The following is a 23152-nucleotide window of genomic DNA, read 5'->3' as shown; positions in this document are numbered from 1 at the left end:
GTGTATCCCTAGTTTTTGGGTCTTTTGTGTATAAACAATAGAATTGGAGTGAGAGAATTGTTTCTAAAAAATCTTTTTAACAACTTAGGAATGTTGATAACCAAACGAGCTATTTTGCTTGTTATCATTATGGCATTAATTACTGGAGGAATGGGGTATGGACTAACTCGTGTTGAGGTAAAAACGAGTGTGGATATGCTGCTGTCCAAGGATTCTCCAGTGTCCATTCACAATGAACGCTTTCAGAATCAATTTGGGGGAGAAAGTCTCGTATTGTTACTGCGCGGAAGTGACAATCTACTTTTGAATAATGAAACACTGGCGAGGCTAAACAGCCTTCAGCAGGAACTTGCCGCAAGTGACAAGGTCTTTTCAGTGACCAGCCCGGTATCCATTGCCAATGCTTTTGCACAGCAGGCTGAGCAGCAATCGAGTCAAATGCAAGAACAAATGACAAACCAAATTCAGCAAGCAATGACTGAGGCAGCGACTGCTGTAAAGATGAAAGGGGGAGATGAGAAACAACAAGCACAGGCAGTTGATGCGGCGAAACAACAAGCAGAACAGGCAATCGCTGCTCAATATGGAGAACAGATTCGTCAAATGAACGAGATTGGTGAATTGACCTCGACCAATGAGGCTTTTGTGCGCTATGCCCTGTTTGATGAGTCGGGTGCACCTCAAAAAGCCGTTGCACAGTTACTACCAGAAAATGGTCACAGTGTTTTATTCAATATACAGCTTAAAAGTGGGTTGACCTTACAAGAAATGTCGGAAGCGACCGATCAGTTAGAGCAGATCATTAATGAACATTCGATTGAACAAACCCATTCTTTGTTTTCCGGAATACCCGCTATATCCAAAACCATAGATGACTTCATCTCAAAAGACATTGGCACTATGTTGCTGACAGTCATTATATTAATGATAATAGTGCTGCTGCTTATATTCCCAGTTCGTTGGCGTTTACTATCGTTACCTGTTGTTATGATAGGTATGGTGTGGGTTTTTGGACTTATGGGCTACATGGATATGCCGCTGAGTATAGCAACCATGGCGTTGTTACCTATATTGATCGGGCTTGGTACTGACTTTGCACTACAGTTCCATAACCGTTACGAAGAGGAATTAGTAAAAAAAGAGGATTCATCCAAAGCAATGGCTGCTGCTGTAAGACATATGGCTCCTGCTGTTGGTATAGCGGTCATCATTATGGCTGCCGGCTTCCTAACCTTGCTGTTCTCGGAGATGCCGATGATCAAAGATTTTGGTCTAATGTTAGCAGTAGGCGTATGTATCATGTACACGGTAGGTCTTTTTCTTCTCCTTCCCATCCTTACACTTAGAGATCGCAAGGGCATTAAGTTGCGTAAAGGAAAGGCTGGCAATGTGGTCGAACGCGCTTTAGGTGGCTTGGCGAAGTACGTGATTAAACATCCCAAAGCAATGCTGATCCTTCCCCTTATTGTGGCCATCGCAGGGTTTAGTGTGGACCACAAACTGAATGTAGAGAGTAATATTGAGAAACTCATGCCTCAAAAAGCTCCTGCTTTGGTTGAATTAAATGAGATTCGCGAGGTGATGGGCAACACATTGACCTTGGATTGGATGATCGAAGCGCAGGATGTAACACAACCAGAAGTTATACAGTGGATGGATTCGTTTCAAAAGCATGCCGCTATGGATAACCCAGAGATAACGCAGAGCGCAAGTATCATTAATGCCATGTCTGCGATTCAGCCTGATGTTGTCACAGCTGACTCCACCACTATTGAGAAGATATTAGATCAACTCCCATCAGAGATCACTGCTCCGTATTTGTCAGAAGATCGGAGTATGGCTCATATTTCTTTTACTATTGATAATATTAGCACCCAGGATCAAGAGAAACTGCTGAGTCGCTTGGAGCAATATAGCAATCTTCCTGATGGAGTTAGTGCTAACCCAGTTGGTATTCAAGTTTTACAGGTAAAAAGCCTAAATGGTCTGACGGATAGCCGGCACACATCGTTATTTACTGGACTAATTGCCATTTTGTTAGGACTATTTATAATTTACCGCAGTTTTAAACGAGCTTTCTTTCCGATCCTACCTATTATCTTGGTTAATGGTTGGTCGACAGCGTTACTCTTCATACTAGGGATTGACATCAACCCATTAACGGCTGTCCTTGGTGCACTTGTGTTAGGCATTGGTACCGAATTTACAATATTGTTTATGGAGCGTTATTTGGAAGAAAAGGCAAACGGTTTGGATAAAAAGGCAGCCATTGTTACGGCGATGACAAAAGTAGGACGTGCTATTACAGCTTCGGGTCTCACTGTGGTAGGGGGTTTCAGCGCTCTGATGTTTACTAACTTTGAAGTGGTCAAGCTATTTGGGGTGACTACTGTCCTGGATACTTTACTGTGCTTGCTTAGTACCTTAATTGTACTTCCGGCGATCATTGTTCTTTTGGACAAAGACAAAGACGTTACTGAATTGTCGGGGAGAAATATTTAACGAATTACAGAGACGTTATTCCGTCAATTGGGCGATTTGTAAGTATCGACACCATGTTATGACGGAATAACGTTACTGTGGTTTGTTGGTGATTGGAGCGAGAGGGGAACCCGATTTGGGGTAGCCCCCCTTTGTATAAGCGATTAATTATGGATTATTGCAATTGTAGTGCTTTGGCTGTCTGTGCCTCAACTTCATCCAAAAGTGAAGTCATGTCCATACCTGCGTGGTTGCCGAGCAGGATAATGGTGATATCATCGGACAGATTACGTGAAAAGGCTGTAGCAAACCCGCCACCACTACCGTTGTGGAAGACGGTACGGTTGGTGCCATTCTCTTTGAGAATCCAGGCGTAGCCATAGTTTTTATCGGAGTAAGGCTCATACATCTGTTCAATCGTATCCTGGCTTAGAATCTTGTCCGTATACAACGCACGATCCCATTTCAGCATATCGTCCACTGTGGAATAGATGGTTCCTGACCCGGATTGAGACACATAGTAAGGCGCAGTTACCCATGTGTTATTTTGTTGAACAAAACCACTAATCGTATGCACTTTACGGGAAGCCTCTCCCGAATTTTTCATGCCAAGTGGTTTCAATATCGTCTGCTGCACATAATCGGCATAACTCATACCGGATACCCGTTCAACGACGTATGCAAGCAAAACATACCCGCTGTTGCTGTATAGATAGGCACTCCCCGGTTCAAACTTCAGCGTTTTGTGACGAATCTCTTCTACAGTCTCTTCCATGGAAGTTCCTTCATCCCGACCAAATGCGGATGGCAGACCTGAAGTCTGGGATAACAGCATATGCAGCGTGATCTGATCTCCCTTCGGTATACCGGAGATATACTTGGAGATTGGATCTTGCACATTAATCTTACCCTCCTCCACGAGACTCAGAATGGACGCGGCCGTGAAGGATTTGCTCAGCGATGCGATTCGGGTCTTCTGATCCGGGCGATTCAGCGTCTGTTCATCGGCAAGTCCGTAGCCTTGTCTTAGCAGAACATCACCATCGCGGGCAATCAGCGCCATACCTGGATAGTTGATCTCGCGCAGATATGTATCCACGCTGGCAACCTCGCTATTCAGCAGGCTGACCTGATCAGTGACCATATTGACACTCATCTGACCCGTGGCTGTGCGTTGGACCTTAATGTCTGCCTTGATTGCATTAGCCATGGCCCGGACAGGTACCATCAACGTACCGTTAACGGTACGTGAATTCACACCTGTAGCCAGATCGACCTGGTTTACCTTAATGGAATTGCTGCCAGCCTGATGGACCAGCTTGTCTCTGCCAACGGTAACGGTAGCTGTCTTGGTGCGAGCATCCCATTTCAACGTGCCTTTAACGGATGTGACCACATCCCGCAGTGGAACAAACGTTGAGCCTTTGATTATAAGTGGAGCGTTCTTCCAGGATTGCTGCTCACCATTCACTTCAATGTGAACTGCTTGCGTTGCCTGCGCTGCGGATGCCGTGATACCGGCTTGTCCCAGGATCGGGCCTGCGCACAGGATGAGCGCTAACAGGATACGGAACATGGATGAATATACCGTGGAAACAGGTTGTTGCACGTGTGACTTACGTAAGATTTGAATCCTCCCCTTCCAATCGTTTCATGAATAGACAACTTATGAGCATTGTAAACGATCTCGCTTAGAGGGTCAAAAACGATTAGCGGATATAATCTATATCATCTGATCAGATCATTTGAATTTGTACTAATTTAGTATCTATACATAATATTTTTACAGCAATTGTCCGATAAAAGGATGGGTGAAGATTATGATGGGGGATAGTTAAATGAAGAAAAGGATTCGAAACTGGTTTACTTTAACCGTAAAAAAACGTCTGATCGCGGCTTTGCTCCTGTTTCTGATAGTACCGAGCATTACCGTTGGTTGGTTATCTTATGAGAAAGCTGCTGAACAGGTCAAGCTGGAAATCATTCGTTCCGCACAGGCCAAAACAGAAATGCTTAGTCTGCAAATAAGTGAGATGCTGGAAATGGAGAAGGATAACGTAGCACAGATGGCGGCGGGTATTACTTCTAACGATATTATTAATAATTCCCCGGCGCTTCGAAGGCAGATGGATCGGATGTCCCAGAACCATAAAGAACTGGATGCAGTTACTGCAGGTGCAGAAGATGGCAGTTGGATGAAGTCCCCTGATCCTGGAGCACAAGTCTTTGATCCGCGGGAACGTTCATGGTATAAGCTGGCTATATCTCAGGACGTACCTGTAATCTCGGATACGTTCCAGTCCGTAGTGACGGGCGAATGGGTTGTAACGGCGGCAGCGAAGCTGGCTGATGGCAAAGGAGTATTCGGGGCCAATGTTAGTCTTAATCATCTGAAAGAATCCGTAGATCAGATACGTATTGGTAAAGAAGGAAAACTGTACATGCTGGATAACGGGGGTAAATTCCTGTTCCACTACAATATTGAATCCGGTACACAGTCGGATGAACCTTACATCAATGAGATGTATACGAAGGAAAGTGGAACCGTGAAGTATACATATGATGGTCACGAAGTGGAAGCAGTGTATTCCACCAATCCGGTGACCGGTTGGAAAATTGTTGGTGAGATGGTTCCTTCCGAAGCAACGGAAGCCGTAATGCCTATTTTGATCCGTGCAGTAAGTGTTGTGGGTGCTGCATTGGTTATTGGCTTGATTCTGCTTATTTTCATTATCCGCAGCATTCACCGGCCATTACTGCAATTAACACAGGCAGCATCCAAAGTAAGCGCAGGAGATCTCACCGTTCGTGTAGGCTTACAGCGTCGGGATGAGTTCGGACAGCTCGGGGAAAGCTTCGACACGATGACGACTTCACTACGTAGTGTGCTTGGAGAGGTGCATGATACGTCCAGCCAGCTGGCAGCATCTTCTGAAGAACTGATGGCAAGTTCCGAGCAGACATCCAAAGCCACAGAACAGGTGGCTGAACTGATGCAGGATGCAGCTGCGGGAACGACTTTGCAGAACAATAGTCTTGCTACTACAGGTCAACTCGTGGGCGAAATGTCCATTGGAGTCAAAGAGATCTCATCAAGTGCTGAAGACACCGCTCGTATCGCTCTGGATGCTTCCACCAAGTCGGAAGCGGGTATGGTTACAGTGGAAGAAGCGGTTACCCATATTCAACAGGTGAATGATGAGAGCAAAGCCATGTCTGTGGTCATTGAGGATCTGCGCGCAAAAAATGAAGAGATTCTTGTGATTGTGGCCGAGATTACGGCCATTGCCAAGCAGACGAACATTCTCGCATTGAATGCATCCATTGAAGCTTCAAGAGCTGGCGAGCAAGGGCGCGGATTCGCGGTCGTAGCCAACGAAGTGAAGACACTGGCTCACAGTTCAGGCGCTTCAGCCGAGCGGATTAATGAGCTTATGCATGAGATGCAGGAGAAAACCAATGCGGTGCAATCCACTTTTGCCCGTACGGGAGAAGGTATGATGAAGAGTTCGCAGATGGTTACAGAAGCGGGCGAAGCATTCCATAACATTCGTACTGCGGTTCAGTTGGTGGCTGCACAAGCTGGAGAAGTATCCGCGGCTTCCCGTCAGATTGATGGCGGCATGAGTCATGTCAACAAGGCAGTAAGTGATACAATGGTTCTGTCGGACAGAATTGCCTCTGGAACGGAAGATGGATCAGCGGCGGCTCAAGAGCAGTTAGCTACAATGGAAGAGGTTGCAGCTTCTTCGGCAGCATTGTCACGTATGGCTGAAGATCTGCAAAGCATAATTGAACGGTTTAAGTTGTAACAGGGATTGAAATGAGACAATGTGTCATGATGAATACTTAAGGAAGGAACTGAAATGCCCTTTCTGCGATAAGAGGAGACTGCAGGGTTGCGACCCTGCGGTCTTTTTTCTGTTGAACAAGGGGTGTCCGTTATGTTTTCACACACAGCATCCTTTCAGTTGTGTTGACATGTAATAAACAAAATTATATTATGTCTATAAATAAACAAACAAAAATATATAATGTTAATTAATATTCGATTAAACTGACCATAACAATGATAAGAGGAGCTTTGCTATGAAATCATCGGAATCCTGGTTGCAAACCGCTTCATTGGAAGAGATCAAGCGTGGTTATATGGAGGAGGGTGCTGCCTATACATGCGTATGCTGCGGATACAGGACGGAAGCGGGAATTATCTATCCTGAAGAAGGAGTCCTCTATGAGGCAGCCCGTTATATGCGAGTGCATATTGAGAAGGTTCATGGATCGGTATTTGAGTATTTGCTGGAGCTGGATAAAAGCGTAACCGGATTGTCTGATGTCCAGCGGGGCTTGTTGTCACAATTCTATGAAGGCAAGAAGGATGCTGAAGTACAGAAGACCCTTGGCATCGGGAGTGCTTCCACGATCCGGAATCATCGGTTTGTATTAAAGGAGAAGGAACGGCAGGCCAAGATATTCCTGGCATTAATGGAACTTCTCAAAAGTAAGGATACCCAGGCTCCAGCCGAATGGGTGTCGCCGGTGACAAGGCATGAACATACGATCCATCGTGATTCATTTGATATTACAGAACAGGATCGGGAAAAGGTGCTAAACAAGTATTTTCCAGAGGGCACCAGTGGTCCACTGACGACGTTTCATATGCAGCAAAAGCATAAATATATCGTGCTCATCGAAATTGCCAAACGATTCGAGACAGAGCGCAAATATTCCGAGAAACAGGTCAATGAACTGCTGAAGGAAGTTCATGATGATTACGTGGAAATACGGAGGTATCTCATCGACTATGGTTTGCTGGAACGTGAGCCAGACGGCAGTCAGTATTGGCTGGGAAGCCACGCAGATCAACAGAGTGCCAAAGTTGGAAAACAGGAGCGCAAAAAAAAGGGGGAGCAGGAGAAGATGAATCGTCGCAAAGAATTGCAGGAACAGGCCAAAGAAGTTAAAACGGAAGCGGGCGTCTACCAGATTCGGAATGAACATAACGGCAAAGTTTATATCGACAGCACACTTAACCTGAAAACCATTAACGGACAACGGTTTATGTTACAGATGGGTAGCCATCTGAATCGAAGGTTGCAGGCTGAATGGAATGAATATGGAGAGAATGCGTTTGTGATCGAGGTGCTGGAGACATTGAAGCAAGACGATAACCCGTATTACGATCCCAAAGATGCACTCGCCAAATGTCTGAATCGCTGGTTTGAACAGTTAGAGCCCTATGGAGACCAAGGGTACCACGGAGATAAAAAGCAATCTGCTGAATAGGAGAGGCATTTTCCTCTCCAAATTTCATGGCCTTTCATTACCAAAATCCCCTCTGCCAATATGATGGCAAAGGGGATTTTGATGTTACCGGCTACTTATTATCTAAGTTGAACTAATCTTTTGCACGATAACAGCGATTGGAAGGTTGTTCTGTCATCGTAGTGTCGGTGTAACTAATCTTTAGTTCAACGATTACAGCTTGAGTTGTTCCACGAGCTTCTGCAGCTTGTGAGCCAGATGGGCAAGGGAATCAGCAGAGGATGATATCTCCTGCATGGAAGCCACTTGCTCCTCCGTAGCAGCAGAGATGTTCTCCGTTCCATCGGCATTGGTTTCGGATATGGCGTGGATCTGATCAATGGATTGCACCACTTCGGCTGTGCTTGCAGACATCTGTTGTGAGGCGGCTGCAATGTTCTCAAGCTGATGATTGACGACCCCAACAGCCTCCCTAATCTGGGCAAAAGCTTCATCTGCAAACTGAACGGCACGAATGCCGTTGCTTACATCCTGTTGCCCGATCTGTACATTGTGATTGGCCATTGAAATCTCCTGTTGAATCGCTCCGACCATCTCTACGATCTTCTGGCCGGACAGGCTGGATTGTTCCGCGAGCTTGCGGACTTCGCTGGCAACAACGGAGAAGCCACGTCCATGCTCACCTGCACGTGCTGCTTCTATAGAAGCATTGAGAGCAAGCAAATTGGTCTGTGCAGCGATATCTGTAATGACAGATACCATCTCACCAATGGATGTGGAATGCTGTTCAAGTCGTCCAGCAGTATCTGCCATACCTTGCACAAAGCGACTCACGGAACTCATCTCGGATACGGCCGTCTGCATGGTTGCATTCCCTTTATCCGCGAGCTCACTTGCTTGCATGGCAGCTTCGGATACTTGCTGTGTGCTGTTCGTTACCTGTCCTACACCTCCAGCAAGCTCATTCATCTGTAGTGCCGTATGTTTCAGGCTGCTTGTTTGTTTCTCAAGTCCAGCTGCGGATTCTTCCGTGATCAAGGCGACTTGCTCTGTTGCTTTGGTTGTCTCCGATGAGTTGACTGCCAATTGTGTGGATGAGGCGGTTAACTCGTCAGCCGTGTGTCGCACGTCCTGAATAACGGTTCGCAGGGATTCGCTCATCTTATTGAAGCTGGTGCTCAGCTTGCCGAATTCATCCTGTCCCAATACAGCAACTTCGATGGTCAGATTACCATTACTAATTTCGTCAGATGCCTTCACCAGGCGGTTCAGTGGTTTGGTGATTGATTGCACAATCCAGAAAATAATGATGGAGCTTACCGCAATTGCAATCGCTACAACAATAAGTGTGGTGTATAGGATCGGACGGACAGAAGCCGTCACTTCCCCACTGTCAATGACACCAACCACGGTCCAGCCCGTCGTTTCATTAGTGGAGAAAAAAGCATGTTCCTGGTTTCCATTTAGTGTATAGGTCAGACTTCCGTTTTTCTGTGCAAAAATATCTTTATAGGGTGCCATGGTTCCTTCGGTCCCCGGTTTTTCGGTAGGATGTACAATGATTTTGTTGGCATTATCAATGATATAGATATAACCCTTCTCGCCAATCTTCGTGGAATTAACCGTCTTCGAGAGGGCTTCAAGTGACAGGCTGACAGAGACGACACCATGGCCATCCGCTGAGGTCTGAGCTACCGAAGCAACAACATTGCCGGTATTGCTTGATAAGTAGGGGGTGATTACGGTAGGGACATCTTTGTTCTGCGTAGCAGCCTGATACCACGGGCGTTCGCGCGGGTCATATCCTTCTTTGTTCACCGCAGTTACAGGGGAGTTAATATACACGCCCTGATCGGTACCGATGGAGGCAAGTTCCACGTCATCATGGGTTTCCTTATACGCGTCGAGCAAGGTACGGATGGTATCGGTTTCGTCACCCTGATTGGGTCCGACATTGCCTGCGTCCAGCTGACTTGCTAGGAAATCAACATTTTTGCGTGTTGCACCAATAATCTGGTCAATGGTCTGGTTTAGCACAGTAACACTGCTGATCGCGTTCTCATACATTTTCTCTTCAACCTTGGCTTCGGCTGTTTGGAAAGAGATAATGCCCAGACTGATTGTTGGAATGAGTAGTACGATGGCAAATGACAAAATCAGTTTCTCTCTCATCTGCAGCGTTCTTTTGACCCCTTGTTTACGAATTTTCTTCATACACATTCCCCCTCTGTGTAACCCATCCCCATGTCTAGTGGACAAGCCCATCTGGTAAAAGATATTTCATTCCATCCTTTCCAGAAGTTTCTGGTGCTATCGTATGACAAATTTCGCGTTTATTCAACACAATTTATGAGTTTTACGAAAATATTTTTCGATTTTATAGGTATTTAGGATTACATCTGTTCTATAAAAATTAATCTGTCTCTCCCTTAGTGCACATCTTGTGGTATATTTCTGAATTAATGTGACACGAAGAATGGACCTGGATGGATCTACATCCATATATATCGGTTTATAGGGACAAAAATTGGAGAGGGGTTGTACGGCAGTTGGACCAAAGTACACTACAGATATCTGGACAGGAGAACATGGAAGAGGTCCAGGATCAGGCTACATTCATGCAGGGGGTCAAAGATTGTATCCCAACCCTGCTTGGTTATTTGAGTATTGGCTTTGCGGCGGGTGTCATTGAAATGACCGCAGGTCTGAGTCTGGCGGAAACAGCTCTGCTCAGCCTGATTTTATATGCAGGATCGGCTCAGTTCATTGCAGCAGGCATGCTCGCATCGAATGGCTCAGCAGTAGCCATCATGTTCACCATATTTTTTGTGAATCTTCGCCATTTGCTGCTCAGTGCGGCTGTATAACCGTATTTTCGGCATCTGACCCCACTTAAAAATATGTGGATTGGTTCATTGCTTACCGATGAGTCTTTCGGCGTGGCGATGACACGTGCGATTGGCAGGGAAAGGCTTAGTGAACGCTGGATGCACGGTCTGAATATTACCGCATATCTGAACTGGTTCGTGGCTAATATGGCGGGAGCGTACTTTGGACGCTGGATCACTAACCCGGAACGACTGGGTCTGGATTATGCCCTGCCAGCGATGTTTATTGGACTGGTCGTACTCCAGTTGGTGCATCGCAAAAACAAAAAAATACACATTAATGTGGCTATGATCGCCGTTGTCTGTGTAATCTTCGCCAGCATGGCTTCACTTGGCAGCATGAGTGTCATTGTGGCTGCGGTCATTGCGGCAACGATGGGAGTGTTCATGGAACGATGGAAGTAAGATGGGATGTATTCTGGATTATTATGGGCTCGGCACTGTTAACATTTATCCCGCGTGTACTGCCGCTAATGCTGTTCAGCAAGATACAGATTCCAATGTGGTTGTTACGCTGGCTGGAGTATGTACCCGTAGCGGTCATGGCAGCGCTGATTGGTCAGGAACTGTTCATGTCGGGCAACCAGTTCGTGCCGATTACGCACAATGCAGCTCTGTGGGCATCCCTGCCTACGATTGCAGTAGCGATCTGGACACGCAGTCTGCTGGGAACCGTATTGGTCGGTATTGTGGCTATGATGATCTTGCGATACTGGATCGGATAATTGCTAGGAGAGTCATAAGATGGCGACACTCAGTGATGAAAACGCTATTTTCTATTATGGCCGAAAGGGATAAAATGGAGACTGAGGTGTTCAGTGTTTCCATTTTGCACAAGAGGAAGGAACGATTTCAATCATGAGTACAAGTCCATCCGTTATATTGTTTCAGGGAGACTCGATTACAGATGGGGGAAGATCACGTAATGATGATCCGAATCATTTTCTCGGACACGGGTATGCGTATCTGATCTCCAGCAAACTGGGTATGGAACTGGCGGGTAAGCAAAAGACCTTCTATAACAGAGGTATCAGCGGGGATCGGGCATCCGATCTGTACGCACGCTGGAATGAGGATACCATTAGCCTGAAACCGGACCTGATCAGTATCCTGATTGGGGTTAATGATGCCTGGCGCACGATGAATGGTGAACCTAGCGGGGTAACGGATCGTTTCGGACGGGCGTATCGCCATTTGCTCGAAGAAACTCGAGAAGTGATGCCAGATACGGGGCTGATTTTGATGGAGCCGTTTATTCTTAGAACCGGAGCGACCGCGGAGAAATGGGAAGCCTGGGAAGAGTATATCGGTCAATATCAGAAGCTTGCTCAAGGTCTTGCTGAAGAATTTGGAGCTGTGTGGGTGCCATTGCAACAGACGTTTAATGACGCTCTGAAGCAGGCGGATGCAGCGTACTGGTTATGGGATGGCGTACATCCAACCGCGGCAGGTCATGAGCTGATTGCACGCCAATGGTTGTCTGTTGTACAGAATTCTCCGCTTGCGATTGTGTAATAACAACAGCGGACAGTTGCGATATGGCAGCAGCATTATAGGTATACAGGATTAATTGAGGATGAGGATATAAGATAGTTAAGAATATGAGATAACCATAAAAAGCCTGTGGTGACAGGCAGAATGCAACGGAGAACCTGACGAAGGTTCTTCGTTTTTTTTTGTGTTGGGAAGGAAAAGGAAGTAACGTCGTGGAAAGGGTTCTAATGGATAATTCTTCAAAAGTGCTATCATATCCAGTAAAATGAAATCGATTACATTATAATTTTGGTATGACAATCCATTAACGAAGAGTGGTGAATCCAGTGGAAGATTCCATTCACGAAGTCGAAAATGAAAATATAAATCAACATGGAAAAGAGAGCAAAGTATTGAGTTCCTTAAGTGCCGACAGACTCTTAGAGAAGTTATCCCGGCCTGAATTGGCCACGTTATACACAGACTTGAAGGCTTACGGTGAACGTGCCTTGAAAGAACCCATGCCACCCTTGTCGTTCCGTCTATATCGACAGTTCAGCGATACGGGTGAGCGGAAAGCCTATGAAGAGGCTTATTTCGATCGAAGGGGCAGACTTGCTGCTGTGGCGATGCTCGCCTTGGACACGGCTAGGCCGGATGCACTGCAAGCGCTGGAAGAAATGTTGTGGGACGTGTGTGGTGAGTATACGTGGTGTTTGCCCGCGCATCTGGGTACGGGAGAGGTCAACCAGGTGAAGGGGAACATCGATCTGTTCGCTGCTGAGACGGTACATATGCTGGCCGAGATTGTGACCATTCACGCCGAGCAGCTCGATCGCCTTGTCCTAGAACGGATCAGGTCTGAAGCAGAACGGCGAATCTTCACTCCGCTTTACCGGGAGCAACGGAAGTTCCACTGGCAGACAGCGGATCACAACTGGTCGGCGGTCTGTGGTGGCTGCTGTGGCATGGCCGCATTGTTGCTGCTCGAGGATGAGTCCACACTAAAGGAATCGATCTGCCAAACAGTCAGCTGTATGAACGCATTCTTGAGCGGATATGGCGAGGATGGCGGCTGTGCCGAAGGCATTGGATACTGGGTATATGGCTTTGGATATTTCACCTATTATGCCGAGATGCTTCGTGAGTATAGTGAGGGCGAACTAGATCTGCTAGTGGGTTCCAAAATCGCAGACATCGCCGCATTCCCGCTGCGAGTTCATCTGTCAGGTGGCACATTCGTGAATTATTCGGACAGTTCCGAACAGGAAGAGATCCCTTCCGGATTACTCTCCCTGCTTGCATCCCGGGTTGGGTTGCAGGTGGATCTGCCGCTTCATATTCCACTGCTTACCGATGATCCCTGTCATCGCTGGGCTCATCTGTTGCGGAACGTGATGTGGAGCGATCCGCCAGTGTACGGTGATGAAGGTGCCTCTGGGCAGGCTGAACGAGGATTTATTTTTCGAAATCTGGGCTGGATGATTGCAAAAGGATCGCTCGATTCCCGGGATACAAAACAAGCGAACGGCGCACCCCTTCATGTGGCTATTTCCATTAAAGGCGGGCATAACGATGAACCTCACAACCATAATGATCTGGGGCAGTTCATTATCCATTGCGGTGGTGAGAATATTCTGTGTGATCCAGGAGCAGGGTTGTACAGCCAAGCGTATTTTGCACCAGGCAGAGAGCAGCTGTTCCACATCTCGTCATCCGGTCATAACGTTCCGCTCATTGAAGGCAAGGAGCAATGCTCCGGTCGGCAAGCGCAATCCCATGTGTTAGAGGCAAGGCTGGCAGAGGGTGGCGGTGAGCTGAATGCAACAATGGATCTAACATCCGCATACTCTGGGGCTGCTTCACTGGCTCAGTATACGCGCCAATTTCATTGGGAAATGTCTCCTGACGGTAGCAAAGATAGAGCAGAATTGCGTTTGATTGACCGTTTTCAATGGAAAAGCAGCATGGTGTCTTCGGCAGAACGATTCTCTTCGGTGGATGATTCAGATGCAGGATGTTCGAGCGTTGTGGAGCGATGGATGAGTAGAGTACAGCCTGAGGTGGTGAAGAGCGGTAATCTTCGCTGGCAAGGTGTACATGGAACGGTCCATATGACATATGATGCGAACCAGTGGCAGGTCTTTACGGAGGCTATGAACACAGTTGATCATGACAATGTTCCGGTCACATTCTATCGGACGTCACTATCATGGACAGGTGTGATCGATGAGACGGATGTTCAGACAGAACGCCCTAATCCGCTTGAAACGGTATGTGAGGTACGCTTCATCATTGAACCGAAAATGGGAGAAATCGAGGTGAGCATGCGTGAGTAAATATACATCTGCGTCCACGTATCCATGGAAAGACGAACTTGAACGTTACCGTACATTGGCAGAACAAGCGGGTCCCCCTCCGGCAGACGGCTGGAATAGGGAGCGCAAGTTGCCACTTGTTGAAAGTGTTGTTCGCGCTTACACACCATATCAGGATAGCCAGGGTGCAATTATCGACCCGTTCTCGGGTGTGGAGAGATATTATTCTACACCGGCCTATGCGATGGCTGCGGCAGTTCTGGTTGATGCGGGCCGTACAGATCTGCTTGATTCCGCAGCGGCAGCGCTATCACAGAGCATTGATGCCGTAGTCAATGGTAGTGCACCTGGCAATCATCCTGATTTTTTTCCGGTGCTCATGATGAGAGCTTATATGTTGTTGAAGTCACATCTGCCTGAACAAGCACAGATCTGGGCTGAGGCACTCAAGACGATCCACCCTGAACAAGATTATGTATTTACGATGAGCAAGATGAACAATCCCAATCGCATGATTAACTGGAACGCCATTATGATCTCTGGTGAATATCTGCGGTGGCATGAACAGCTGGCGAATGAGGGTACAGCGTGGATGGATCGTTATCTGGAAGCCTATCATGTGCCCCGATTTACGGCCCTTGGGTTGTATCAGGATGGACCGCTGGATCGACCCAATTGTCCATTTTCCTATGATATTGCCACCCGTTATCACCTTGAGGTGATGCTCCAAGCTGGTTACGAGGGAACGACTGCCGATACGTTACGTGAGCAGCTGCGCCATGGTGCCTTCAGCTCGCTACTGACGCTCTCGCCGCTAGGTGAGATTCCACCGCGTGGTCGCAGCTCCCAGCATCAGTGGAATGAAGCGGCGGCGGCTTATGTATGTTCTACACATGCAACACTAGCTTTGCAGGCGGGAGATCGGGTGATGGCCGGTGCTTTCGCACGTGCTGCTAATCGGTGTTTTGCTGCTGTGGAGCGCTGGAAAATGGAAGATGGGCGTCTGAAAATCGTGCGCAATGAATACAAGCCAGAAGATCGCCACGGCTACGAAATCTATACCAACCATACCTGTTACAATCTGTGGACGGCAGCAGCGCTGGGTCACGCTTGTCTCAGTGATCCAGGAGAGGATGTGGGCGAAGTATACCTTCCTTCCGAACTGGGTAGCAGAGTTTTGCAGACCGATGGGTGGTTCGAAACGGTGATTGCTTCCATACCTGGTCAGCAACTGGTATTACACACGGCGATGAATGATCCGTATACGATCCCTGGTTTGGTGCGGATTCAGCAGACGGGGTTACCTGGTCTGATTGGTCCGTCCGCTGCCAGCCATGTGCAGGCCGGATTTACGGAATTTGCCGAAGGGGCGGTTCGTCCGCTCAGCTACTGTCCTGCCTGGAAGACACCAGATGGGGTATGGCACAGTCTTGCAGAGGGGATTCCATCCGGTGGTGCATATGATCGTGACGTTGGATTGGACCCTGCACAGGGAGGAGGTTCCGTTGTGTACGAGAAGGTGGACCATGATACCCGGAATCAAGTGGAGCAGCATCTGGCGGAAAGAGCGGCAGAAGATGGCATAACTGTCTTGGAGAATGCTTTTGCCGTGACATGGGTCGGTCCATTACCCGGAATTGAAACATTGCGTACTCATTATGTGCAACAGGCGGATGTGCTGACCATAACGTATAAATTCGAAGGTGAGATCACGGCGGCAGGTGCACTCATTCCATTGATGTTCCATGATGGTCGTGAACAGGCGGTGATTACTCAAACGGATCATAGTGTACGAACGGAGTATCGGGGAGCGTATGTAGAATCTACAGCGCTGGATCAGGAAGCCATTATTCATCTGGAGGAACAGGCTGTGGCTTCACGTAATGGGTTGCTGAAGGAAGCACGGATTGAAGCGAACGGAGCACGTAGGTTGTCATTTACGATCCGATTGGGCGAGGTTAAATGAATCGAGGAGGGATATGTTCATGAACACATCAACGTCGGTAAAATGGCTCGAGGAAGCGTGGCAACAGGGGGCTGCCAAGACGATTCGGAATGCAAAGCGGATCAAGGATACATTCCCGCACATTGCCCCGCAAGGGACGTATGACCGGAATGATCCGGAATGGTGGACAGCAGGTTTCTGGCCTGGATTGTTATGGCTGGTCTATGAGGATGCGCCGGAAAGTGAAGCGGTCGCTCCGTTACATCGCATTGCCGAAAGCTGTGAGCGGCAACTGGAGGGTTGTCTGCGTGATCCCGAATCGGTGGATCACGATCTGGGGTTCATCTGGCTGCTTAGTGGCGTAGCCAACTACCGCCAGACGGGCAGCATGGATGGACGGCGGCGTGGCATGCTTGCCGCCAACCTGCTCGCTGCCCGGTTCCACGTGCGCGGTGAGTTCATCCGCGCATGGAACTTCAGCTCGTCAGCAATGGATACGCGCGGCGTAGCCATCATTGACAGCATGATGAACCTGCCGCTGCTCTACTGGGCATCCGAGCAGAGCGGCGATCCTCGCTTCCGCTGGCTGGCGGAAGCACACGCGGACACCGTGGCGCGCGAATTCATCCGCGCTGACGGGTCCATCTGCCACGTGGTGGAGTTTGATCCACACACGGGGCAGAAGTTGCGAGAGCATGGCGGACAGGGCCATGCTCCAGGTTCGGCTTGGGCGCGGGGCACCGCCTGGGCGTTGCACGGGTTTGCGCTGTCTTTCCGGTATACGGGCGAAGCCCGATATCTGGAGACAGCGGAGCGTGCGGCCGATTTCTTCCTCGCCATGCTTGGCGAAGAGATCGTGCCGGTGTGGGATTTCCGCGCACCTGCGGAGCATCAGGTGGCGTGGGACTCGTCCGCTGCGGCGATTGCCGCGAGCGGGTTGCTCGAGCTGGCGAAGCTGTCGCCACGCGGTGAGACCTATGCTGCCGCGGGAGAACGTATCGTCCGCGGCTTGCATGAGCACTATAGCTCCGGCGACTCGGCAGCGGAAGAAGGTCTGATCATGCAGGGAACGGTGCATTACCCGGAAGGGCGAGGGTTGAATGTGCCGATTATATACGGCGATTATTTCTATATGGAAGCGCTGGCGAAGCTGCGTGGACATGCGGGGTTATTTTAAAAGAAGAATTGAGAACTATGCATGAGAGAAACTGAGGGTGAGAACGGATTAGTAAGGTCGTAGTGGTATGAGCCTTCGAGTTGTTAGCAAACCATCATCACTTGTCCGCATAAGGCTGTCTCCAGTATCAGGAACGATATTCCTTCCATTGGAGACGGAGTATATCTAAGTTTGAGCTTTGAATAGACAAAACAAGGTGAGCGGACAGGCGGATGGTGTACATAATCGAAGGAAGACAAAAGAATACCTGGCATATCAATATCGCATTCTTACGGTTCCAGTTGGGGTGCAGACTTAGCTATGCTTTACTGAAAGAATCGATTTTCACTTCGAGGGCATGCGTCTCAGGATAACAAAGTCGGCAGAAGATTGATCCGGGTATCGCTGCGGAATAATCTCATGAACTTTGAAATCAGGGTAGTCGAAGAGATAATCGAACAGATTACGGTCCTGGATTGTATCAATCCCCGGGTTGCCGTTTTCTTTCAAACGGGTGTAAAGTACCACCCATGCTGTTGAAGAGTGCAGAATATCATAGAGGGTATTGCGAAAATCTGTTTCATCCGTGATGTGATATAACACATCCAGACAGACCGTCAGATCGGCTTGCAGGAAACCTCGGTTAATCCATAGGCCTGGTGTATACAACATGAAGCTCTTGGAATAATCCTTGGCAAATTGGGAAGCACAACGCTTTACTGAAGAAGCCGCCACATCCACGCCCAGGTAGTCCTCATAATTCATGTATTGCAACTGGTTGCCATCCCCACATCCAAACTCAATGACACGATGAATCCCTTCACGTTGAATCAGTCCGTTCACGACCTCGGCCTTGAATTCAGCCAAAACCCCGTATGACCCCCTCCCAGAACTTTCACCCGAACGATATGTTTCCTCCCAATACCCGATGTAATCAAAAGGCTGACGCATTATGTTTCCTCCAATCCTGTTAAAAGAAGTTCAAGACAGTCAATATACATAGGTATGCGCAATATTCGCAGGTATGATCGGTTGAAACAGGAATAGAAGATAAATTAATTTCCATAGAATTCCCTGAAAATTTCCTGAAAGTCTAAACATCTGGAAAGGACTTGCCGACATAAAACATAAGGAAAAAAATGATGATAATCGGGGGGAAATGATGTTAAAGCCAAGATTGACCAAGTACATGGTGATGATGCTGGTGTTGATGCTGAGTATTTCCAACGTAGGCTTGGCCGCTGCGGCAGATAAAGAACTGTCCAAAATTGTGGTTTCCAAGAATGAGATGTCGCTCGAAGTTGGTGATTCTGGGTCTGTTACGGTGACAGGGGTATATTCAGATAATACCTCGGCTAATGTAACGATTAGTACAACCTGGAGTAGCGAAGATACTTCGATAGCAACTGTATATAATGGTGCAATCACGGCCAAAAAGGAAGGTAAAGCGACGATTACCGCAGCTTATCAGGGTCAGAGTCAGACCGTTCAAGTGAAAGTAACGAAGAAGGTCAAAGCTCTTTCGAAAAACGTGCAAAGTCTGGATTTGCGCACGGGAGATACAAAAGAAATTATTTTGACAGCAACGTATAGTGACAATGAAACAAATAATGCAGCAGCAAGTACGGCAGAATGGTCTACCAGTGACGAGAAGGTTGCTACCGTTGTGAATGGTAAAGTAACTGGACAAAGCGCGGGTACGGCAGTTATTACTGCGAAAGTTGGCAGCCAGAGCGTGACGGTGGATGTTAACGTTGAAGTGGTTAAACGTGTAGATGTAGATAAACAGCAGGTTAACCTGTTGTTGAACAAAAGTGAAAGTGTGAAAGTGACGGCTACTTACCCAGATGGCACAACCAAAGATGTAACGGATCTGGCGGAGTGGACATCAAGCAATGAGAAGGTCGCAGACGTTCTTAAAGGCGAAATTACAGGATACTCGGCAGGTTCTGCCAAGATCACAGCCAAATACGGTACAAAATCAGTATCCGTTGACGTGGATGTGGATCTGACGAGCAAGCTGAGTGTGGAGAAACAAAGTATTTTCTTCCGTTTGAGCGAGACAACCAAAACGGCTAATGTCGTTGTAACGGCTTCTTATCCAAACAGCAGCGATGTGAATGTAACGGATCAGGCAACTTGGACATCCAGCAACGAGAAGGTTGCAACGGTGTTTAAGGGACAGATCACAGCCATTAGCGCAGGTTCAACAACGATCAAAGCAACCTATAGTGGAAAAACTGTAGAAATTGCTGTAGATGTAGATACGGCAAGATATCTGGATATCAAAGATGTAAATGACAAGCTCGCCATGAGTGTTACCGGTGATAACAAGTCTAAGACATTGGTAGCCAATGCCGAATATATTGATGCCAGTACAGAAAATGTAACTTCCAAAGCAACATGGACTTCAAGCAATCCAGATGTCGTATATGTATCAAACGGCGATCTGATTGCATACAAATCCGGTACGGCTACGATCACTGTAGCTTATGGCGGTAAAACGGTTAAATTCACAGTGAATGTAGACGTAGCAGACAAGTATGAGATGGACAAGAAGAAAGCATCGGTAGCCGTTGGTGGAACGACTTCTGCCAAAGTACTGGCGTTGTATGGTGAAACATCCAAAGATGTATCTGAAGATGCAACTTGGAGCAGCAGCAGCGACAAAATCGCTGAGGTAGATAGCAAAGGGGTTATCACAGGTGTTGCTACAGGTAAAGTAACCATTACCGCGAAGATTGAAGGCAAAACGCTGACTCTGCCTGTTGAAGTAGGTATGGCAAGTGGACTGGAAGCAGATGTGAACTTCGTCGTATTGTCTGCCAAAGAAACACAGAACATCCTTCTAACAGGTACGGATGAGGACGGCAACACGTTGGATGTAACATCCGAAGCAACCTGGAAATCGAGCAATGCACGTGTAGCGGATGTGAAAAAAGGCGTGATCACGGGTAACAGCAGTGGTAAAGCCAACATTACAGCAGAATACGGCTCCCAAAAAGTGACCATTCAAGTTGAAGTGGATGTCATCTCACGTATTGAAGCTTCTGAGCCGGTTCTTTCCCTGAAATCAGGCGATACAGCTGATCTGACGGTAACTGCCTTTTTGAGTGACGGTAGCGAGCGTGATGTTACGGACAAAGCTGAATGGAAAACGAACAGCTACAAAGTAGCTCAAGTGACCAAAGGTAAAGTCAAAGCTACGGGTTCCGGTAAAGCCAAAATTACTGCAAAATACGGTAGCAAGTCTGTAACGATTGCTCTAGATGTGGATACACTGAAATATTTGCAGACGGATAAAGTAACGTTGACCATGAAACCTGGTGAAAAGGTAACCGTGGCTGCAACTGCAACGTATGCCGATGGCAGTGAAGCTAATGTATCCAAACCGGCTCTCTGGAAATCTTCCCGGATTGCAACAGCATCGGTGAAAGATGGAATTATTCAGGCAAATGGCAAAGGTAAAGCAACGATTACGGTGACATTTGCAGGTGTGAAAACCAAAGTGACGGTAGTGGTTGAAGCGAAGTAATTGCTTTTCCATATGTGAGCGTGAAACGCGCAAATAAAAACGGTGATGCCAGCTAATAGCTGGTATCACCGTTTTTTGTTTATAAACTAGGCATGTCTTCAAGCGCTAACGAATCTGAAACGTCTTATTCAGGGGTCTGGAGCGTTTGCAGAAATCTAAGGAATCTGAGACACGTTATATCGGAAAGTACAGTCTTTTATAGCGCTTTTGTCAGGTTATTTTGGTATATAACGTGTCTGAGATTCCTTACAATTTATAAAGAGGACCTAAAGACCAAATAAGACGTCCTGAGTTCCTTAGAAAATGAAAATAATCTAGCCATTCGCCAACGCCCAGAACCCTTGCATACACCACCCTATTACAGATGTATAACCAAGTGATTCTGTGACGTTCCCTGTATGTTCTATAACTACATCGTGTGAGACAGTACCAGCGCACCATAGGCAAAAGCGATCACGATCAGAATGGCCGGATGCAGCTTGGTTTTGGTCATGACCCAGAGCGAGATGCCTGCAATGATCAACGTCTGCCAGATGCCGATGGAATCAGTGGACAGCTGCCCAAATTCCCATGTGAGCAGAATCATGAGTACGGCGATAACAGGCTGTACGAGTAGAGTCATACCTTTGACTTTTGGTGAAGTGCGATGTTTGTTCAACAGACGAAGTAATATAATTAATGCGGTTGCGGAAGGCACGATTGTGGCAAAACTTGCGATAAATGCCCCAAACCAGCCTGCTACGTGGTACCCGACAAATGCAGCAATTTTGGTTGCAATCGGGCCGGGAAGGGCGTTACCAATCGCCAGTACATCACCGAATTGCTCGGTGGTCATCCATTGGTAATGGTTCACAATCTCTTCCTGCATGAGCGGAATGGAAGCCGGACCGCCCCCATATCCCAAGATGTTTGCTACGAAAAATCCCCAAAATAATTCCCACCAGGTCTGGAGCATCCTTAGGACACCCCCTTATCGGACTCGCCTTTGGACTTGAAGCGCTGAACCAGATCCAGATGGAAGACACCATATCCCAGGAAAACTGCGATCACAATCCCCGGATGGATATCCAGCAGCTGTAATAGTACAAAGGCAATTACGCCGAATAGGGCGGCAAAAACTTTACCAAGTCCCTTCCAGGCTTTCATGGCAAATTCATAAGCCATCATGCCCAGCATGACAAAAATGACTGGCCTTACGGCGGCTACCATGCCTGCTACCACTTTCGACTCGCGTAGCGCGTACATGGAACCGAGCAGAGCAATAATGGCAATACTTGTCGGCAAAATATGTGCGAGTACAGACACGATCGCGCCCAGCACACCTTTGGTTTTATAACCGAGATATGCGGCCATTTTGGTCGCGATGGGACCCGGCAAGGCGTTGGCGATAGCCAAAATCTCGCCGAACTCCTCATCACTGACCCATTTATAACGCGTAACGGCTTCGTAACGGATCAACGGAATAACCGAAGGGCCACCGCCATATCCGAGAATTCCGGTTCGTACCATTCCGATGACGAGACCGTTGTAATCTTTCCAACCCATGCTGATTTCCTCCTAGAGTCTCATGCCCATCCGGCTTTTATAACGTTTCAACAATAGCTGTGATTCCACTTTGACGATACCCGGCATCTTATAGAGCTTCTCCAGCAAGAACTGCTCCATCTCTTCCATATCCGCAAAAATACCGTGCATGTGCAGGGTACTCGGGCCTGTCATATGATAGAGGCTGGTGACGGCTGGCTCTTCATCCAGTTTCTCAGCGACTTCATCCAGGAAGGGCGGTTCAACATCGACATTGAAAAAGGCCGAGACCTGAAGCCCAACCTTGCCAGGGTTGATCACAACGGTGAAGCGTTCGATGATTCCTTTTTCGGATAACGCATTAATACGTGCCTGAACAGCTACACGGGACAATCCGATCTGTGCACCCAGATCCGTATAGGATATTCGGCTGTTGTGGTGAAGCGCGGCGATGATTTTGCGATCCATCTCGTCGAGATTGTACATTTGTGGAATTTCTCCTCCTTTGGAGGAGCGTTTCTCTGACATGTTGACCATCCTTTTCTCTCGCTATATGAAATGAACAAT

15 protein-coding genes and 1 pseudogene are annotated in these 23152 nt (G+C 47.7%); 10 read left to right on the top strand and 6 right to left on the bottom strand.

The window, feature by feature from the left end; all coding sequences use genetic code 11:
* Positions 1 to 57: 57 nt before the first annotated feature.
* Positions 58 to 2502: a hydrophobe/amphiphile efflux-3 (HAE3) family transporter gene (locus D829_RS0121945; RefSeq protein ID WP_017691087.1), complete on the top strand. Its 2445-nt coding sequence runs from the start codon at positions 58 to 60 to the stop codon at positions 2500 to 2502.
* Positions 2503 to 2656: 154 nt separating this feature from the next.
* Here D829_RS0121945 and D829_RS0121940 read toward each other — a convergent pair whose 3' ends face one another.
* Complete coding sequence (locus D829_RS0121940) at positions 2657 to 4090, bottom strand: serine hydrolase (protein ID WP_017691086.1); 1434 nt, start codon at positions 4088 to 4090, stop codon at positions 2657 to 2659.
* A 229-nt stretch (positions 4091 to 4319) separates the two neighbouring features.
* Between D829_RS0121940 and D829_RS0121935 the strand changes: the two genes are divergently transcribed.
* Entirely contained in the window at positions 4320 to 6293 is a 1974-nt protein-coding gene (locus tag D829_RS0121935) for a methyl-accepting chemotaxis protein (protein ID WP_017691085.1), read from the top strand.
* A gap of 277 nt (positions 6294 to 6570) precedes the next feature.
* A complete protein-coding gene (locus D829_RS0121930) occupies positions 6571 to 7767 on the top strand; it encodes a DUF2087 domain-containing protein (RefSeq protein ID WP_017691084.1) in 1197 nt (398 codons plus the stop codon).
* A gap of 192 nt (positions 7768 to 7959) precedes the next feature.
* On the opposite strand, the gene D829_RS0121925 is transcribed toward D829_RS0121930, so the two are convergent.
* Positions 7960 to 9960 carry a methyl-accepting chemotaxis protein gene (locus tag D829_RS0121925; RefSeq protein ID WP_017691083.1) on the bottom strand — a complete coding sequence of 667 codons (2001 nt, stop codon included), beginning with the start codon at positions 9958 to 9960 and terminating at the stop codon, positions 7960 to 7962.
* Between the two features lie 374 nt (positions 9961 to 10334).
* On the opposite strand from D829_RS0121925, the pseudogene D829_RS31705 reads away from it, so the two are divergent.
* The 6 genes and pseudogenes from D829_RS31705 to D829_RS0121890 all read left to right on the top strand — a co-directional run bounded on the left by D829_RS31705 (position 10335) and on the right by D829_RS0121890 (position 17547).
* Positions 10335 to 11039: pseudogene (locus D829_RS31705) on the top strand (AzlC family ABC transporter permease).
* Complete coding sequence (locus D829_RS0121915) at positions 11030 to 11359, top strand: AzlD domain-containing protein (protein ID WP_017691080.1); 330 nt, start codon at positions 11030 to 11032, stop codon at positions 11357 to 11359. Before D829_RS31705 ends, D829_RS0121915 begins: the two are co-directional and overlap by 10 nt.
* Positions 11360 to 11492: 133 nt before the next feature.
* The gene (locus tag D829_RS0121905) at positions 11493 to 12149 is read left to right on the top strand and encodes an SGNH/GDSL hydrolase family protein (protein WP_017691078.1); all 657 of its coding nucleotides are present in this window, start codon (positions 11493 to 11495) and stop codon (positions 12147 to 12149) included.
* A gap of 371 nt (positions 12150 to 12520) precedes the next feature.
* The gene (locus tag D829_RS31700) at positions 12521 to 14446 is read left to right on the top strand and encodes a heparinase II/III family protein (RefSeq protein WP_152417117.1); all 1926 of its coding nucleotides are present in this window, start codon (positions 12521 to 12523) and stop codon (positions 14444 to 14446) included.
* Complete coding sequence (locus D829_RS0121895; RefSeq protein WP_017691076.1) at positions 14439 to 16391, top strand: hypothetical protein; 1953 nt, start codon at positions 14439 to 14441, stop codon at positions 16389 to 16391. The genes D829_RS31700 and D829_RS0121895 overlap by 8 nt, the downstream gene beginning before the upstream one ends.
* A 19-nt stretch (positions 16392 to 16410) precedes the next feature.
* A complete protein-coding gene (locus D829_RS0121890) occupies positions 16411 to 17547 on the top strand; it encodes a glycoside hydrolase family 88 protein (RefSeq protein ID WP_017691075.1) in 1137 nt (378 codons plus the stop codon).
* 324 nt (positions 17548 to 17871) lie between these two features.
* On the opposite strand, the gene D829_RS0121885 is transcribed toward D829_RS0121890, so the two are convergent.
* On the bottom strand, positions 17872 to 18477 hold the full coding sequence (locus D829_RS0121885) for a class I SAM-dependent methyltransferase (protein WP_017691074.1): 606 nt from the start codon (positions 18475 to 18477) through the stop codon (positions 17872 to 17874).
* A 211-nt stretch (positions 18478 to 18688) separates the two neighbouring features.
* Here D829_RS0121885 and D829_RS31695 point away from each other — a divergent pair, with 211 nt between their 5' ends.
* A complete protein-coding gene (locus D829_RS31695; RefSeq protein WP_017691073.1) occupies positions 18689 to 21061 on the top strand; it encodes an Ig-like domain-containing protein in 2373 nt (790 codons plus the stop codon).
* A gap of 409 nt (positions 21062 to 21470) precedes the next feature.
* Here D829_RS31695 and D829_RS0121870 read toward each other — a convergent pair whose 3' ends face one another.
* The 3 genes from D829_RS0121870 to D829_RS0121860 are packed head-to-tail and all read right to left on the bottom strand — an operon-like array spanning position 21471 to position 23113.
* Positions 21471 to 22016, bottom strand: a complete 546-nt coding sequence (locus D829_RS0121870; RefSeq protein ID WP_017691072.1) for a chromate transporter — start codon at positions 22014 to 22016, stop codon at positions 21471 to 21473.
* A 2-nt stretch (positions 22017 to 22018) separates the two neighbouring features.
* Entirely contained in the window at positions 22019 to 22606 is a 588-nt protein-coding gene (locus D829_RS0121865; protein WP_017691071.1) for a chromate transporter, read from the bottom strand.
* A 12-nt stretch (positions 22607 to 22618) separates the two neighbouring features.
* Positions 22619 to 23113: an Lrp/AsnC family transcriptional regulator gene (locus D829_RS0121860; protein WP_017691070.1), complete on the bottom strand. Its 495-nt coding sequence runs from the start codon at positions 23111 to 23113 to the stop codon at positions 22619 to 22621.
* Between the last annotated feature and the right edge of the window lie 39 nt (positions 23114 to 23152).

The organism is Paenibacillus sp. PAMC 26794, from assembly GCF_000316035.1.
Lineage (GTDB): Bacteria > Bacillota > Bacilli > Paenibacillales > Paenibacillaceae > Paenibacillus.
The sequence above is the reverse complement of the archived record's forward strand: the minus strand, read 5'-3'. Positions and strand labels throughout refer to the sequence as shown.

What these genes read in the sequence shown, in the direction of transcription:
- D829_RS0121935 (WP_017691085.1), top strand. Translation starts at nt 4,320, where the DNA reads ATGAAGAAAAGGATTCGAAACTGGTTTACTTTAACCGTAAAAAAACGT.
- D829_RS0121930 (WP_017691084.1), top strand. Translation starts at nt 6,571, where the DNA reads ATGAAATCATCGGAATCCTGGTTGCAAACCGCTTCATTGGAAGAGATC.
- D829_RS0121925 (WP_017691083.1), bottom strand. Translation starts at nt 9,960, where the DNA reads ATGAAGAAAATTCGTAAACAAGGGGTCAAAAGAACGCTGCAGATGAGA.
- D829_RS0121915 (WP_017691080.1), top strand. Translation starts at nt 11,030, where the DNA reads ATGGAAGTAAGATGGGATGTATTCTGGATTATTATGGGCTCGGCACTG.
- D829_RS0121905 (WP_017691078.1), top strand. Translation starts at nt 11,493, where the DNA reads ATGAGTACAAGTCCATCCGTTATATTGTTTCAGGGAGACTCGATTACA.
- D829_RS0121890 (WP_017691075.1), top strand. Translation starts at nt 16,411, where the DNA reads ATGAACACATCAACGTCGGTAAAATGGCTCGAGGAAGCGTGGCAACAG.
- D829_RS0121885 (WP_017691074.1), bottom strand. Translation starts at nt 18,477, where the DNA reads ATGCGTCAGCCTTTTGATTACATCGGGTATTGGGAGGAAACATATCGT.
- D829_RS31695 (WP_017691073.1), top strand. Translation starts at nt 18,689, where the DNA reads ATGTTAAAGCCAAGATTGACCAAGTACATGGTGATGATGCTGGTGTTG.
- D829_RS0121870 (WP_017691072.1), bottom strand. Translation starts at nt 22,016, where the DNA reads ATGCTCCAGACCTGGTGGGAATTATTTTGGGGATTTTTCGTAGCAAAC.
- D829_RS0121865 (WP_017691071.1), bottom strand. Translation starts at nt 22,606, where the DNA reads ATGGGTTGGAAAGATTACAACGGTCTCGTCATCGGAATGGTACGAACC.
- D829_RS0121860 (WP_017691070.1), bottom strand. Translation starts at nt 23,113, where the DNA reads ATGTCAGAGAAACGCTCCTCCAAAGGAGGAGAAATTCCACAAATGTAC.